10 protein-coding genes and 2 pseudogenes are annotated in these 14,746 nt (G+C 58.7%); 10 read left to right on the plus strand and 2 right to left on the minus strand.

Features of this window, described 5'->3' with window-relative positions; genetic code table 11:
- Positions 1-30: 30 nt before the first annotated feature.
- A complete protein-coding gene (locus HNQ95_RS32440) occupies positions 31-1,032 on the minus strand; it encodes a GlxA family transcriptional regulator (RefSeq protein WP_154387553.1) in 1,002 nt (333 codons plus the stop codon).
- 113 nt (positions 1,033-1,145) lie between these two features.
- On the opposite strand from HNQ95_RS32440, the gene HNQ95_RS32445 reads away from it, so the two are divergent.
- From HNQ95_RS32445 to HNQ95_RS32485, 10 genes and pseudogenes are all read left to right on the plus strand, one after another.
- A complete protein-coding gene (locus HNQ95_RS32445; protein WP_154387554.1) occupies positions 1,146-2,399 on the plus strand; it encodes a sarcosine oxidase subunit beta family protein in 1,254 nt (417 codons plus the stop codon).
- Between the two features lie 11 nt (positions 2,400-2,410).
- A complete protein-coding gene (locus tag HNQ95_RS32450; protein WP_154387555.1) occupies positions 2,411-2,713 on the plus strand; it encodes a sarcosine oxidase subunit delta in 303 nt (100 codons plus the stop codon).
- Positions 2,710-5,709 (plus strand): sarcosine oxidase subunit alpha, encoded by a 3,000-nt coding sequence (locus HNQ95_RS32455; RefSeq protein WP_154387556.1) that lies wholly within the window; start codon positions 2,710-2,712, stop codon positions 5,707-5,709. Before HNQ95_RS32450 ends, HNQ95_RS32455 begins: the two co-directional genes overlap by 4 nt.
- Positions 5,710-5,719: 10 nt before the next feature.
- The gene (locus HNQ95_RS32460) at positions 5,720-6,280 is read left to right on the plus strand and encodes a sarcosine oxidase subunit gamma (protein WP_154387557.1); all 561 of its coding nucleotides are present in this window, start codon (positions 5,720-5,722) and stop codon (positions 6,278-6,280) included.
- A gap of 317 nt (positions 6,281-6,597) precedes the next feature.
- The gene (locus HNQ95_RS32465) at positions 6,598-7,011 is read left to right on the plus strand and encodes a hypothetical protein (protein ID WP_154387558.1); all 414 of its coding nucleotides are present in this window, start codon (positions 6,598-6,600) and stop codon (positions 7,009-7,011) included.
- Between the two features lie 206 nt (positions 7,012-7,217).
- Positions 7,218-8,924 (plus strand): hypothetical protein, encoded by a 1,707-nt coding sequence (locus tag HNQ95_RS32470; protein ID WP_182576170.1) that lies wholly within the window; start codon positions 7,218-7,220, stop codon positions 8,922-8,924.
- Between the two features lie 18 nt (positions 8,925-8,942).
- Positions 8,943-9,899, plus strand: a complete 957-nt coding sequence (locus HNQ95_RS32475) for a LysR family transcriptional regulator (RefSeq protein ID WP_154387560.1) — start codon at positions 8,943-8,945, stop codon at positions 9,897-9,899.
- A 298-nt stretch (positions 9,900-10,197) separates the two neighbouring features.
- Positions 10,198-10,671 carry an ASCH domain-containing protein gene (locus tag HNQ95_RS32480; RefSeq protein WP_182576171.1) on the plus strand — a complete coding sequence of 158 codons (474 nt, stop codon included), beginning with the start codon at positions 10,198-10,200 and terminating at the stop codon, positions 10,669-10,671.
- 543 nt (positions 10,672-11,214) lie between these two features.
- Positions 11,215-11,836 (plus strand): annotated as a pseudogene (locus HNQ95_RS33900) (transposase); the annotation flags it as partial.
- A 4-nt stretch (positions 11,837-11,840) separates the two neighbouring features.
- Positions 11,841-12,857 (plus strand): annotated as a pseudogene (locus HNQ95_RS32485) (IS630 family transposase); the annotation flags it as partial.
- A gap of 86 nt (positions 12,858-12,943) precedes the next feature.
- Here HNQ95_RS32485 and HNQ95_RS32490 read toward each other — a convergent pair.
- Complete coding sequence (locus HNQ95_RS32490) at positions 12,944-14,464, minus strand: amidohydrolase family protein (protein ID WP_154387562.1); 1,521 nt, start codon at positions 14,462-14,464, stop codon at positions 12,944-12,946.
- Positions 14,465-14,746: the final 282 nt, after the last annotated feature.

The following is a 14,746-nucleotide window of genomic DNA, read 5'->3' on the forward strand; positions in this document are numbered from 1 at the left end:
GTGCCGTTGATCGTGCCGCTTGCCGGCGGTTCACGTTGCTGCGCGGAAAACTGCGGGCGTCACGCCACGCCGTTCCCGGAAGGCGCGGATGAAATGTGATGAATCGCAAAAGCCCGTGGATGTCGCAATCTCTGTCACCGAGTGGTCGGTGTGGCGCAGCAGGAACTCCGCATATTCAAGTCGCATGATCTTGTAGGCCAGGGTTGGTGCCATGCCCACGGCATGCTGGAAGTGGCGTTCGACCTGGCGCCGGTTGGCGCCGAGCCGGCGCGCGACGTCTGCCGCCGACAGCGGGGCATCGATATTTTGCTGCATCAGCAGCAGTGCCTTCTTCACCAGTCCGTCGTCGGTCGCCAGATCGAGTGGAATGCCCGGCTGGGGCTTTTCGGCGCGCAGCGCGTCGTCGATGATCATAATGTGCAGGCTCTTGCGAGCCTGGGCGCGGCCGACATGCTTTTCCACCAGATGCGCCGCCAAATGCGCCGAGCTCGCCCCGCCCGAGCAGGTCAGCCGGTCGCGGTCGACGATAAAGATCTGATCGGAAACGGGCCTGAGCCCGTCGAACTGTTCCAGGAAGTCGGCGTGATGGAACCAGCTGACGCAGCAGCGGTAGCCGTCCATCAACCCGGCGCGGTGCAGGATGAAAGCGCCGGTGCAGACACCGACGAGCGGCACCTTCGATGCCGCAGCCTTCTGCAGATAGCGCGTATATTCCGGGCTGAGATTGGGGATCTCGTCGATCAACCCGCCGACGACGACGATGTAGTCATACTTGTTCGGATCGCCGAGGCGCTCGTTGGGCTGCACCATCACGCCACAGCTCGATGACATTGGGCTCATCGTGTCCGATAGCACCGTCCACTCGCACAGGATCTGCCGGCTGCGGTCGCCCTCGTCGGCGGCGAGGCGCAGCACGTCGACGAAATTAGCAAAAGCGCACAGCGTGAAGCGGCGGGCCAAGATGAAGCCGACCGACAGGCGCGCCGCTGCGTTCCGCTTCTGCGGCTGGTTGGATCTGACGCTGCGTTCCATGGGGCTCCCGTATGCATGCTGTCGCACGTGTAACATTACGCTGACGCAACTGTTCTGTCCAATCTTGCGCCGTTCAGCGATAGTGCGGCCATGTTGAACTCCGGGGGTGCGTTATGACCCGCTTTTCGTTTTCGTCACTTCTGTCCAATGCCTTGACCGGCAACAAGAACTGGGAGCTGCAGTGGCCCGATGCCCAGCCCAAGGCCGAGTATGACGTTGTCATCGTCGGCGCCGGCGGCCACGGCCTGGGCGCTGCCTACTATCTTGCCAAGGAACACGGCATTACCAATGTCGCCATCATCGAGAAGGGCTGGCTTGGCGGTGGCAACACCGGCCGCAACACCACGATCATCCGCTCCAATTATCTCTATGACGAAAGCGCGATGCTTTATGAGCACGCGATGAAGCTCTGGGAAGGGTTGAGCCAGGAGCTCAACTACAACGTCATGTTCTCGCAGCGCGGCGTGATGATGCTGGCGCATTCGGTGCATGACACCCAAAGCTTCAAGCGCCACATCTATTCGAACCGGCTCAATGGCATCGACAATGAGTGGCTGACTCCCGAGCAGGCAAAAGAATATTGCCCGCCGATCAACATCGCAAAGGACGCCCGCTATCCGGTGGTTGGGGCAGCCTTGCAGCGCCGCGGCGGCGTCGCCCGCCATGACGCTGTTGCGTGGGGTTATGCCCGTGGTGCCGCGGCGCGCGGCGTCGATATCATCCAAAACTGCCCGGTGACTGCTATCCGCCGCGACGCTTCCGGCAAGGTCATTGGCGTTGACACTCCGCGAGGCTTCATCAAGGCCAAGAGGGTTGCGGTTTCCGCCGCCGGTGGCACCTCGGTTGTCATGGATACCGCCGGTGTGCGGCTGCCGCTCGAAAGCTTCCCGCTGCAGGCGCTGGTTTCCGAGCCGGTCAAGCCGATCTTCCCTTGCGTGGTCATGTCGAATTCGGTCCACGCCTACATCAGCCAGTCTGACAAGGGTGAACTGGTCATCGGCTCCGGCACCGACCAGTACGTCTCTTACAGCCAGCGCGGCGGCCTGCCGCTCATCGAGCATACGGTGGCGGCGATCTGCGAGGTGTTTCCGATCTTCACCCGCATGCGCATGCTGCGCAAATGGGCCGGCATCGTCGACGTCACGCCAGACCGCTCGCCTATCATCGGTAAGACGCCGGTTCCCGGGCTGTACGTCAATTGCGGCTGGGGTACTGGCGGGTTCAAGGCAACCCCTGGCTCGGCCCATGTCTTCGCCCACACCATTGCCCGCGACGAGCCGCATCCGGTCAATGCGCCGTTCACGCTCGAACGCTTCACCACCGGCCGGCTGATCGATGAAGCCGCAGCCGCAGCCGTCGCGCACTGAGGAGATACAAGATGCTGCTCATCCGCTGCCCCTATTGCGAGGCCGAGCGCCCGGAACTCGAATTCACCTATGCCGGCGAGGCGCATATCGCGCGTCCCGCCGATCCGTCGAAGCTGAATGACGATGAATGGAAGACGCATCTTTTCATTCGCAGCAATCCGCGCGGCACCCACTTCGAACGCTGGCGACACCAGCATGGGTGCGGGCGTTTCTTCAATGCCGTTCGCGACACCGTCAGTGACAAGTTCGCAATGACCTACAAGGCCGGGCTGCCACGCCCGACAGAGACCGAACTCGAGAAAGCACGGTCATGACCAGCTACCGCATCCCAGAAAAAGGCCGCGTTAACCAGGGCAAGCCGGTGCGCTTCACCTTCAACGGCGCAAGCTATGTCGGTTTCGAGGGCGACACGCTCGCCTCGGCGCTACTTGCCAACGGCGTCCATCTCATTGGCCGTTCATTCAAGTACCATCGCCCGCGCGGCTTCTTGTCGGCCGGCTCGGAAGAACCCAATGCGCTGGTCGGCACCGACCGGGGGCCGGGTCGCTTCGAACCCAACACGCGCGCAACCGTGCTGGAGGTGTTCGACGGGCTGAACACCACTAGCCAGAACCACTGGCCGTCGCTGAAGCGCGACATCGGCGCTGTCAACGACGCGCTCTACATGCTGTTTTCCGCCGGCTTCTACTACAAGACCTTCATGTGGCCGAAGTCGTTCTGGAACAAGGTCTACGAGCCGATCATCCGGGGCGCCGCCGGTCTCGGCAAGTCGCCGACCACGCCCGACCCCGACACCTATGCCAGCCGCTTCGCCCATTGCGATGTGCTGGTGGTCGGTTCCGGTCCGGCCGGTCTTGCCGCAGCGCTCGACGCCGGCAAGAGCGGCGCCAAGGTGATCCTGGTCGACGAGCAGGCCGAGCTTGGCGGTTCGCTGCTGTCTGAAACGGACGCGGGCATCAACGGCCAGAGCGGCTGGCAGTGGCTCGAAGAGGCACGCAGCGCGCTGGCTGCGATGAACAATGTCACGGTGCTGACGCGCACCACGGCCATCGGCTACTATCACCAGAACCTTGTCGGCCTTTGCCAGCGTCTGACGGACCACCTTCCCAACCCGCCGGCGGATGCCCCGCGCGAGCGGCTGTGGAAGGTTCGCGCCCACCAGGTCGTTCTGGCCCAGGGCTCGATCGAAAAGCCGCTGGTGTTCGAAGGCAACGATCGCCCGGGGGTCATGCTTGCGGGCTCGGCGCGCAGCTATCTCAACCGCTACGGCGTTAAGGTCGGCAACCGTCCCGTGATCGTCACCTCGCACGATTCAGCCTGGCTCGCCGCGTTCGACCTGGCTGAGGCAGGCGTCAAGGTGGCAGCCATCATCGACATCAGGCCCAATGTGTCAGGCCATCTGATGGAAAGCGCCGCGGCCCTCGGGGTCGAGGTGCTGTCCGGCTGGACCGTCACCGGCACCAGCGGCCGGCTGCGCGTCGCCTCCGTGCGCGCCAATCCGGTGAGCCGCAGCGGCGTGGTTGGCTCGGCGCGGACAATCGCCTGCGACGCGCTGCTGATGAGCGGTGGCTGGACGCCGAGTATCCACCTGTTCTCGCACACCAAGGGCAAGCTCGACTGGAATGAGGAAGGCCAGATGTTCCTCCCGGGTGAGGCCACCGAAGAAAGCCGCTGCGCCGGCGCCGGCAATGGCGTGTTCAGCCTTGCGGCAGCACTTGCCGAGGGTGCCGCAGCCGGTGCGGCAGCCGCTTTGGACGCCGGGTTCGCGGCGAAAGCCGCGTCCTACAGGGTCGATGGCGAACTGGTGCTGACGGGCGCCAATAACCGCGAGCTGCCGACCGACAGGAACACTTCGAAGGCCAAGGCCTTCGTCGATTTCCAGAACGACGTCACCGCCAAGGACATCCGGCTTGCGGTGCGTGAAGGCTTCAAGTCGATCGAGCACATCAAGCGCTACACCACCACCGGCATGGCAACCGACCAGGGCAAGACCTCGAACATCAACGGCCTCGCCATTGCCTCTGACGCGGTCAAGCGGCCAGCGCCGGCGGTCGGCCTCACCACCTTCCGCCCGCCCTATACGCCGACCACCTTCGGCGCCTTCGCTGGCTACAATCGCGGCGAACTGTTCGAAGTGACGCGCAAGACGCCGATCGATGGCTGGGCCGAGCAGAACGGCGCGGAGTTCGAACCGGTGTCGCTGTGGCGCCGGGCCTGGTACTTCCCGAAAAAGGGCGAGACCATGCATGCCGCCGTGGCCCGCGAATGCAAGTCTGTTCGCGAATCCCTCGGCATGTTCGATGCCTCGACACTTGGTAAGATTGAGATCGTCGGGCCGGACGCCGCCGAATTCATGAACCGCATGTACACCAACTCCTGGACGAAGCTCGCGCCCGGTCGCCTGCGCTACGGCCTGATGCTTGGCGAGGATGGCTTCATCCGTGACGACGGCGTCATCGGCCGCCTGACCACCGATCGTTTCCATGTCACCACCACCACCGGGGGTGCGGCGCGCGTGCTGGGCATGATGGAGGATTATCTCCAGACCGAGTGGCCCGACCTCAAGGTATGGCTGACTTCGACTACCGAACAGTGGGCGGTGATCGCACTCAACGGGCCGAACGCACGCAAGCTGATCGAGCCTTTGGTCGAAGGCATCGACCTGTCGGACGAGGCATTCCCGCATATGTCGGTTGCCGAAGGCAAGATCTGCGGCGTGCCAACTCGCCTGTTCCGGGTCAGCTTCACCGGGGAACTTGGATATGAGATCAATGTGCCGGCGCGCTACGGCCGGGCGGTCTGGGAAGAGCTTTATCGGGCCGGCCAGCAACATGGCATCACGCCTTACGGCACCGAAACCATGCACGTTCTGCGCGCCGAGAAGGGCTATATTATCGTCGGACAGGACACCGACGGCACCGTGACGCCTGATGACGCCGGTCTCGGCTGGGCGATCGGCAAGGCCAAGCCCGACTTCGTCGGCAAGCGTTCGCTGACTCGGCCCGACATGCAGAAGGCTGACCGCAAGCAGCTCGTCGGCCTGCTCACCACCGATCCGAACACGGTGCTGGAGGAGGGCGCGCAGATCGTCCTCGATCCGAGCCAGACTTTGCCGATGAAGATGGTCGGCCACGTCACTTCGTCCTACTGGAGTGCTGCGCTAGGACGCTCGATTGCCATGGCGGTGATCGAAGGTGGCAAGGCCCGAGAAGGCGAGACCATCCACGTGCCGACGCCGGGGCGGACCCATACGGCCAAGGTTGTCGGAACGGTATTTTTCGACCCCGAAAACAAGCGCCTGAGCGCTTAGGAGGACGGTCATGCTGCATGAACATCATCCGCTGATCGGCCGCGAGATTGCCGTTCGCAAGGTGACGCCGCTAAACATCCGCGCCGTCGCCGACGGAGCCCGCTTCGTCCTGAGGATAGATCCGGCACAAGCGGCGCAAGCTGCAAAGGCATTCGGTTCGCCATTGCCGGGCAAGATCGGCGACGTCACCGTTTCCAAAGGCAGGCTGGCCGTCCGCCTTGGGCCAGACGAGTGGCACCTGGTTGTCCCGCTGACGGAACAGGAGGCAATCGAAACGGCGTTTGCCAAGCTCTATGCGACGGTGCCGCATAGCCTTGTCGATGTCAGCCATCGCGAGATCGGCATCGCGGTCGAGGGTGTCGCGGCCATGTTGGCATTGCGCTCCGCCATCGCGTTCGACATCGGGGGGATGCCGGTCGGCACGGGCTGCAGGACCATCTTCGACAAGGCGCAGATCATCCTTGTCCGCGAAGCAGAAGACCGGTTCCGCATCGAGGTCTGGCGTTCATTCGCCGACCACGTCTGGGGTATCCTCGACGCCGCCAGCCGCGAAATCGCACTCGGTATCTGACGTCGTCCTCAGGGAGGAAGCCATGTCGAATAACCAACCCCTTCGCATCGCTCGGCGACGCGGCATTAGTTGGTGCTAGGAGCAAAAATGCGCAACGCTTGATATGAACGCAAAAGGCCGGGCCTACTGTGCGGACAGTTGTCAATATTTCTGAACGGGATCGACCGCCAATCGGATTTGCCCTTGAGAGATTGCGAATTGGTGGACGAAGCAGACGATGGGTGCTAATTCGCCATAGACGGGGTGATCGCCGTTCAGCTCAGCGGGACGACCCGATGTGTCTGGCTTCTCCGGGGACGACCCCTAGAGGGTCGGTTATGACACCGGACTATGTGCCCGCCTTCGACAGCCTTCGCGACTTGTTTCCACGTGTGACTTGTATCCGATCGGTAATCGCGTGGGTGGTTGTCGCCGCGTTTCAGACGTGGGGGGCAACATGGACAGCTGCTCCTCTCTCCCCAACCGTTGGCGTCATTTGTTTCGTTGTTCTGTTCGCGACCGTCCTGACGGCGTCCTTTAGCGTAGTGCGCCAAGCTGACCATCTTCCTACTGTTCTTGTCATCGGCTTGATGACGGGCAATACAGTGATCTTGGGAATCGGTGCAGCCGAAACGACGCTGTTGATGCTGACGGTCGTGCTGACCTTTCTAGGGCACAGGACGTCGCCGATCCACGCTATGATGCATCTGATGCTGTTCGGCGTGTTTAGCGTCTTGTTGCTCAGCAGTTAAACGTAATGCAACCGCTTTCACTAATTGAATCTTGGGCCGCGTTGGAGTGTCTGGCACCATCGACCTATCGGCGCCGAGAAGCTTTGGCGTCAGGAAACCCACAGTGGGTTGCGCGGCTAAACGACAGTCGCGTTCCCTGGGAGCAGCCAGAGCACGGGAAGCCTGATCATGACCTCTATTATCAGGTCGTAATCGGGTCAATTCCGATGGCTTTAGCCTATTCTCGTCTTGCCGAAAAATACCGTGCGGAGATTCCACGCTATCATTCTCATGACCGATCTCCTCTCGCGTCCGTCCTTGTGGATAGGAATGGTCTGATCACAGGCCGTCATGGAGTGGCAGTTTCGAGCTTCGCTTGGGGGCTGCCAAAAGCGCTCAAGGGGAACTTGCGCGAACTAACGGCATTGCCCTGCGCAAAGCAGGCTATTTTGGGGCAATTATACGAGGAGTTGCATGATACAAGCGCTAAGGCACTGACCTACGCTGCGATCAAATCAGCCTATTTGCTTCTCTTGGATCAGATTGGTCTATCTGAGGAATTCGCCGAACCGCCCAGCTTCGCCTTGCGGGTTTTCCATCGTCGGGACTTGGGACGCCCGCCATCACCACTTCAAATTGACTCGGATTTTCTATCTGATCTGAGTGCTGTCCGCCAGCTCGTGAGATGCGGCAAAGTCCCTGCTGCTCTTAGTCGATATCTGAGGATTTCGTCTGTCGAACATGATGGGTCGCACTGTCAGGGTTGTACCAAGGTGACGGAGCAGGCTCCCGACGGCCAACGGCCAGAACGAAACTGGGCCAAGTCCCACCCCACTCTCAACTTTACAAGCGGCGACAGCTTGTTTGCAATCAACGCAACCCAATTCGCAGACAAACTGCACTTGATTTTCGACCTGGTTGCAACGTGCATTATGGAGCGCGCCCGTCGGATGCTCGCCTTCGAGAAGGCGGAACATGCGTTCACCGCCGTACAACCTGGCGGCGCCCACGCTCCAAAGCTCTATCGCCTCCACCCAAGCTTGAAAGGACAAGAGATTGTAATCGCGTCCACTAGCAACCAACCTATCAAGGACATTTGTGAAGCTATTGTCGCGGCCGACCGAAACGAGAGCGATTGGTCATATTTCCGATCCATAAGCGATCACGTTTACAACCCTCGGCTGGAACAGCACACGGCGGCCGTTAACAGCGCAGAGTTAAAAACGAAAGGGCTTCTCGCTGCCGTGCTTGGCAACGCAAAAAATCGCTCAGATTTCATCAGACCGTTCTGGCGGAATCCGGATACCAGCTTCCGAACATATCTAAGATTTCTCGACGGCCGCAGCATTCGCCGCAAATCCTATTCTGTGATTGCTCAGGAGAGACCTCCTTTGCACAAACAGGCACAGGACACTTGGTCGGAGTTGCGGGGGCGTTTGGCGATCTCAAACCCGTCCCTCTCCGGGCCAGGTGAGTTCGCCATGGCTTTGGAGATCCACAAGGCCTTTGTCGACGTTTCCGGACATTATCTCTTGCACAATTTGTCTGCGTTGATGGAGATCATTGAGTCGGGATCCGTGCGAAACGACGTTGAACGAGAACAGATAGCCGACCTTTGGTCGTCGCTCTTCCTAATTGTCCCGATTGTCTCAACCAGTCTCAGTTCCGTCGATCGTTTGTTTCGGTATGTTCCATCAGGAAGCTTCGGATGGTCGGTCATTGATGAGGCAAACCGCGCCTTACCGCAGACCGTGGCGGGGCTACTGGGACGGACTCGGAAGGCAATCATCTTTGGCAATGAAGGCCGAAGGAATGATAGCGTTCCTAGCGATTCGCTGGCCGCAAGTGTATTTGAGCATTTTGGAATATCTTCTGGCGATTGCAGCAAGCAACTTCAGTCTTGTTGGACGTTTGCCAGAGACATAATCGGCTGATACCAAGAAAGCCTACTCATGTTCAATAGTTCTCGCAGTTTCAAAAAGTCTAGAAACGAATCAAAGTTCGCACGAGATGTAGATTGGAATCTTTTTAAGGTATTTGAGGAGATCGTGAAGGCGCAAGGGGTTACAAACGCGGCGCTTACTCTGAACCGCCAGCAACCTGCAATTAGCTTAGCGCTGCGTCGCCTTGAGGTCGAACTCGGCGTCAAACTTTGCCACCGCGGTCCTCGCGGCTTCAAGATGACAGATGAAGGACAACTGCTTGCTGGCACGTGCGCCCAGATGTCAGAGATTGTCCGATCGGTTCCGTCGCAAATGGCTGGAACAAAGACAGATATCCGCGGGCGCGTGCGCGTCCATCTGATCAGCAATCTCGTCAATGACGTACTCGACCAAGCAATTTTCTCTTTCAATCAAAAATACCCGGCGGTCGAAATTATCATAGACGTTGCTCCCTGGGCCGATGTGGTGAAGTCCTTGCTGCAAGATGAGATTGACATCGGGCTCGCCCCTTCGCGATCACCACGCGCCGAGATCAGGTATCAGTATCTGTTCAGCGAGGTTCACCGGCCCTACTGCGGCAGAAATCACCATTTTTACGAAAGTCGAATCGACGACGCAGCTTTGTTGGCGGATGAGAAGTTCATTCTTACAGGGGCCGACGAACCTGTCGAACTGACCGATTTTCGGCTCCGTTATGGACTTGGGCGCTTATCGGCTGGAATGTCGGAACATCTAGAGGAAGCAAAGCGTATGACGGTCTTAGGAGTTGGACTTTGTTTTCTTCCCGACGGCTTTGCCCGACCTGACGTTGAGGCGGGCCGTCTGTGGCCACTGCTTTCGCAGGGTGATGTTCCTCAGATGGATATTTTTGTGATGACGAACGCTGTAGCGCCGGCACGTCTCGCTCGCCAACTGTTGGTCGATGAACTTGTTCAGCATGCAATGCGCGTGGCCGCCGAGCATTAAACGGATCAATGCTTATGATTGGATATTCGGGGGTTTATGGTCCGCAATAATCTCTCAAATAGTAGGTGGATAAACAGCTACACCACAAGCAAAGGCCAACCACGAGCGGCGCAATTCATCTCCGTGAAACAGAAGCGATCTGCCTTACGCATTTGCGGCCGCAGCGTTTGAAGATCACTTAGAACGTGGCCATCGTGGTGTAGACGGATTGCTGAAAGGGCCGGCGTAGGAGAATTTCGTGCGTTCTAAGCCGAAGCACACCTCTCGGTCAGTCGCTTGGGATATGGGAGACTATCACATGATTGGAAAAAAGACCGCCGAAGTGCGCGCATTTTGGGAGAGACAGCGAACGGCGCTGGGTATCGATACGGAGCTGTACCATGCGAGCACGTTCGCCGATGTGAGATTTGCTACGTATCACGATGAACTTCTAGGTTTGGTTGCAGCGGGCAAGAAGCGAGCGACGGCTCATATGCAGCTTGATTTCGAGCGCAACAACATTCGCCAGCGCGGCGTTGGCGACTATTGGGTGGTCCTCAATTCCGCGTTTGAACCGCGCTTCCTGATTCGTATTACTGATGTCGATGTACGGCCCTTCAACCAAGTCGAGCAGTCTTTCGCCGAACGGGAAGGCGAGGGCGACAAAAGTCTGGCCTATTGGGCGCGTGTTCACCGCGAGTACTTCGAACAGCAGTGCGCTGAATGGGGTGTTCTCTGGAGTGAAAGCCGACCCACGGTGTGTGAAGGATTTGAGGTTCTCGCTACCGCTTAAGAAAATTGGTGCCGTGAAGGCGAGACTGAAACGGATCCGTGCCGGAGGGTGACGACACAATATAGACGCCCGTTGCAGCGCCTCCTGCAGCGGGTCCGCCACTCGATTGCGACAAAGCCTTCTCTTTTCGGCGCAATGGCCGTTGGCGAAGAACCTGAAATGGCGGATGCGGTGGAAAGCCAGCCGGCAGTAGGAAAGCGCCTTAGGAACTCGAGCGCGACAATTGCGCCATTAGACATTGCCGTTGATGGTCCTGATCAAATGGGAAATGGCAGTGGCGTCGCAATCGGTATAGCTTCCGAGATAGCCTAGTGTACCTGCTGTGGTCTGCCGAATGGCGACTTGACTGAGGCGACCCATTAGAGGAAGCGGACCTCGGGAAATTTCCGCTTGACCGCGGCGGGCGCCGTTAAGTGGCAAGATCGCTAAAAGCTCACCCCTGTCCGCGTCACATAAAAATAGGCAACTATCGGTTCTTTCCTAACATAAGAGTCCGGCTCTGGATTCGCTTTTGCGCATGCGAGTCTTGGGCATGGCACAGGAATATCCTTCACCGTTTCGCCGATCGTGCCCGTCTGAGGGCGCCCATAAGGGATGGCAATGCGCCACAAAAGCCTGCCTAGCTAGCGTGTCGAGATCGTGCTGTTGAGCGCCGCTGGTGTCGGCATGGTCAATATCATGCGGCGGCACCGGCAAGTCCAAGACTTGCGTGTGGCCCTGGCAGGAGCGCTTCGCCGCGAAAGGCCGGGAGGGTTGCTGCGCGACAGGATGCGGCCGTCCCGCATTCCGCCGCTCGGGCCGGACATGCAAGAGCGGGTGGTGGCGCTGACGCTCGCCGATATGCCACGCGAGACGAGGCATTGGACGGCGGACGCCATGGCCAAAGCCGCTGGCATCAGCGCCAGCGCGTTCCGGCACATTTGGATGGCGCATGAGCTGCAGCCACACCGCTGGCGGCAGTGTTCGAGCTGTTCAACGATCCGAAGTTCGTCGATTAGCTGCGCGAAGTCGTCGACGTCTATGTCGACCGCCGGCTCACGCCATCGTGCCGTCCGCCGACGAGAGGAGCCAGATACAGGCGCTCGACCGCACCCAGTTCGGCCTGCCTATGAAGAATGGGAGGCTCGCAACCATGACCCACGACTACAAGGTAAGCGGTGTTTCCGGACAAGGCGGCGCGGTCGCTCTCGGACCGTTGCCGGATGATCCTGCTCTGTGCAGAGGGTCTTCAAAGCAAGGAAGTCGCTGAGCGGCTCGGCGTGCATGAACACACGGTGGGGAAGTGGCGCCGGCGTTTTGTGAAAGACCGGATCGAGGGGCTCACAGATGAATACCGCCCCGGCCGTCCGCGCACGGTGATGGACGCACAAGTGGCCGAGGTGATCGAGCGCACGCTGAACAACACGCCCAAGGATGCGACCCACTGGTCGATCCGCGGCATGGCCGCCGAGACGGGGCTTTCGCACACTACCATCCGCCGGATCTGGAATGCGTTCGGCCTGCAACCGCACCGGAGCGAGACGTTCAAGCTGTCCACCGATCCGCTGTTTGTAGACAAGGTGCAGGATATCGTTGGGTTGTACATGGCCCCGCCAAACCGGGCTATCGTCTTGTGTGTAGATGAGAAATCGCAAATCCAGGCGCTGGACAGGGAACAACCGGTGCTGCCGATGGTGCCGGGTGTCGCCGAGCCGAGAACCCACACCTATATTCGCCACGGCACGACGTCGCTCTTCGCCGCGCTCGACGTCGCCACAGGAGCGGTCATCGGCAAATGCTACAAGCGCCATCGCGCGACCGAGTTTCTGGATTTCCTCAAAGAGATCGACCGGCGCGTGTCGGCAGGCCTGGACGTGCACATCGTCATGGACAACTATGCCACCCACAAGACGCCGAAGATCAAGGCGTGGCTAGCGCGGCGCCCGCATTGGCATGTCCACGTCACGCCAACCTCGGCCAGTTGGATCAATCAAATCGAGCGCTGGTTCGCCGAACTCACCCGGAAGCAGTTGCAACGCGGGGTGCACAGATCCACGACGGAACTGGAGGCCGACATTAACCGCTTCATCGAGGCCCACAACGAAAAACCCAAACCCTACAAATGGGTCAAATCCGCAGACGAAATCCTCGCCTCCGTCAAGAGGTTCTGCCAGCGAACACAGAAAACCCTATGCGGCGAACTTTAGATTCAGGTGACTAGATTCTCGGCCGCGCACCAAATGCCGCGTCAGCGACTCAGCTCCCCTGCGCATCTTCTCACTTAGGGATCACATCAGGAAAGCAACCATTCGTTAGGAGGTGCGCTGTAGCGGTTTAGCTCAATATTCTCGCCGCAGCAGTGTTTATGTATCTTCTTGAAGTATGGCTCGAAGCGCCGGTTGAGCTCTTCGACACCCTTGTGATGTTCGCTGAAGGCATCGTATCGCTCACGCAGTTCGCGCACCAGTGCGCCTTCGTTAACCTTGGTTAGTTCACCGTCGTCAACGACTATTTCGCCATTCACAAAGACCTTCTCCACGGACGAACCGTTCTCACAATAAACGAGGTGGTTCAAGAGATCATTCTGCGGAGTAAAGTTGATCGTCTCGAGGTCAAATAACACGAGGTCGGCGCGCTTTCCGGTTTCTATCGAGCCAATTTCATTTTGAAGTTGAACGCTCCGCGCGCCCCCCATGGTAGCGGCATAGATGATTTCTGAAGCCGTGGGCCACAGACCATATTCTGGGGTGGTAACCTTGTGTAGCAGTCCCGCGACCTGCATAACATCGAGCATGCGGCTCGTATCGTTGCTCGAAATCCCGTCTGAGCCCAGCGCTACATTTACGCCCGCGTCGAGCAATTTCCGGAATGGTGCAATACCGGCGCCAAGCTTCTGATTCGAAATTGGATTGTGCGCGACCGACGACCCACGCTCGGCCATGCAGGCAATATCGCGATCAGTCACCCAGATCGAGTGAGCAAGCGTCGAAATATTCGTCAGCACACCGAGGTCGTCAAGATACTGCACGAGGGTCCGACCGTAGAATTCCCTGCCTGCTACCGCCTGTACCTTAGTCTCCAAAACGTGGATATGATAGGCGCTCTTGATCTCACGCGCGAAATCATGCACTGCCTTCAGCATCTCTTCTGTGCAACGCTGTGGCCCCGAGGGCGCAACCAGATAGCGTAAACGGTCGGAGCGATCTTGATGCTTCTTCACTACTTCCCCCGCGAAGTCGAGATAGTTCTTCACAGTCGGGACCTTGATTCTGGAGACATCTGCGATCAGGTCGCGCGGCAGATATTCGCGCGTGAAGGGTATCGTGTCGACGAACGGTCGATTGATTACGTGGCCCGATACGTTGGCGCGTATACCGATATCGTGGTAGGCATCGAACACCGCATCGATGGCGTCCATACCCTGCACTGGGAGTTCGATAATATCATCGACGAGGCAGGTTACGCCGTTCTTGAGCGATTCCATCGCCACGATCATTGAACGCAGGTAAATCAGCCGTGGATCGAGTGCCTTGGTTCCCACGAGCGGGTAGGAATAGAGCATCCAGATCTCGAGTGGCATGTTGTCATACCGGCCCTTGAACATTGCCTCCCAAGAATGGACGTGGGCGTTGACGAGGCCCGGAATGACAAGTCGATTCCGACCGTCGATTCTACGAGCGCCATCCGGCGTCACAAGCGGCTCTCCGACATGTGCGATGCGGGAACCCTCGATGAGAATGTCACCCTTGAACGGACGGGTACCGTGCGCTGCGTCGACCGCAATTATGTTGGCTTCGGATATATGTATGGTCATCTTAATCCTCGCGTTCGCGTTTCAAGAGCGTGAACTCGTCGGCGGAAGACAAAAAGCAATTTACCGACTATATGGGTGCGTCTTTCCGCGCTATATTTAATCTACGCTGCTAGAGAATTATCGCAATACACCTGCAATGCATCCATACTTAAGCTTGCAATCACATTCATACTAAAATAATTATGATAATTAAGATTTATTATGCAGATTATTTGACATTTTTGCTTCTTGGCTTCTTAGCATTAGATAATAACACGCTGATAAATTACCAATGTATAACCG

Source organism: Aminobacter ciceronei (genome assembly GCF_014138625.1).
GTDB lineage: Bacteria > Pseudomonadota > Alphaproteobacteria > Rhizobiales > Rhizobiaceae > Aminobacter > Aminobacter ciceronei.

Coding starts and splice junctions, on each gene's coding strand:
- HNQ95_RS32440 (WP_154387553.1), bottom strand. CDS start 1,032: ATGGAACGCAGCGTCAGATCCAACCAGCCGCAGAAGCGGAACGCAGCG.
- HNQ95_RS32445 (WP_154387554.1), top strand. CDS start 1,146: ATGACCCGCTTTTCGTTTTCGTCACTTCTGTCCAATGCCTTGACCGGC.
- HNQ95_RS32450 (WP_154387555.1), top strand. CDS start 2,411: ATGCTGCTCATCCGCTGCCCCTATTGCGAGGCCGAGCGCCCGGAACTC.
- HNQ95_RS32455 (WP_154387556.1), top strand. CDS start 2,710: ATGACCAGCTACCGCATCCCAGAAAAAGGCCGCGTTAACCAGGGCAAG.
- HNQ95_RS32460 (WP_154387557.1), top strand. CDS start 5,720: ATGCTGCATGAACATCATCCGCTGATCGGCCGCGAGATTGCCGTTCGC.
- HNQ95_RS32465 (WP_154387558.1), top strand. CDS start 6,598: ATGACACCGGACTATGTGCCCGCCTTCGACAGCCTTCGCGACTTGTTT.
- HNQ95_RS32470 (WP_182576170.1), top strand. CDS start 7,218: ATGGCTTTAGCCTATTCTCGTCTTGCCGAAAAATACCGTGCGGAGATT.
- HNQ95_RS32475 (WP_154387560.1), top strand. CDS start 8,943: ATGTTCAATAGTTCTCGCAGTTTCAAAAAGTCTAGAAACGAATCAAAG.
- HNQ95_RS32480 (WP_182576171.1), top strand. CDS start 10,198: ATGATTGGAAAAAAGACCGCCGAAGTGCGCGCATTTTGGGAGAGACAG.
- HNQ95_RS32490 (WP_154387562.1), bottom strand. CDS start 14,464: ATGACCATACATATATCCGAAGCCAACATAATTGCGGTCGACGCAGCG.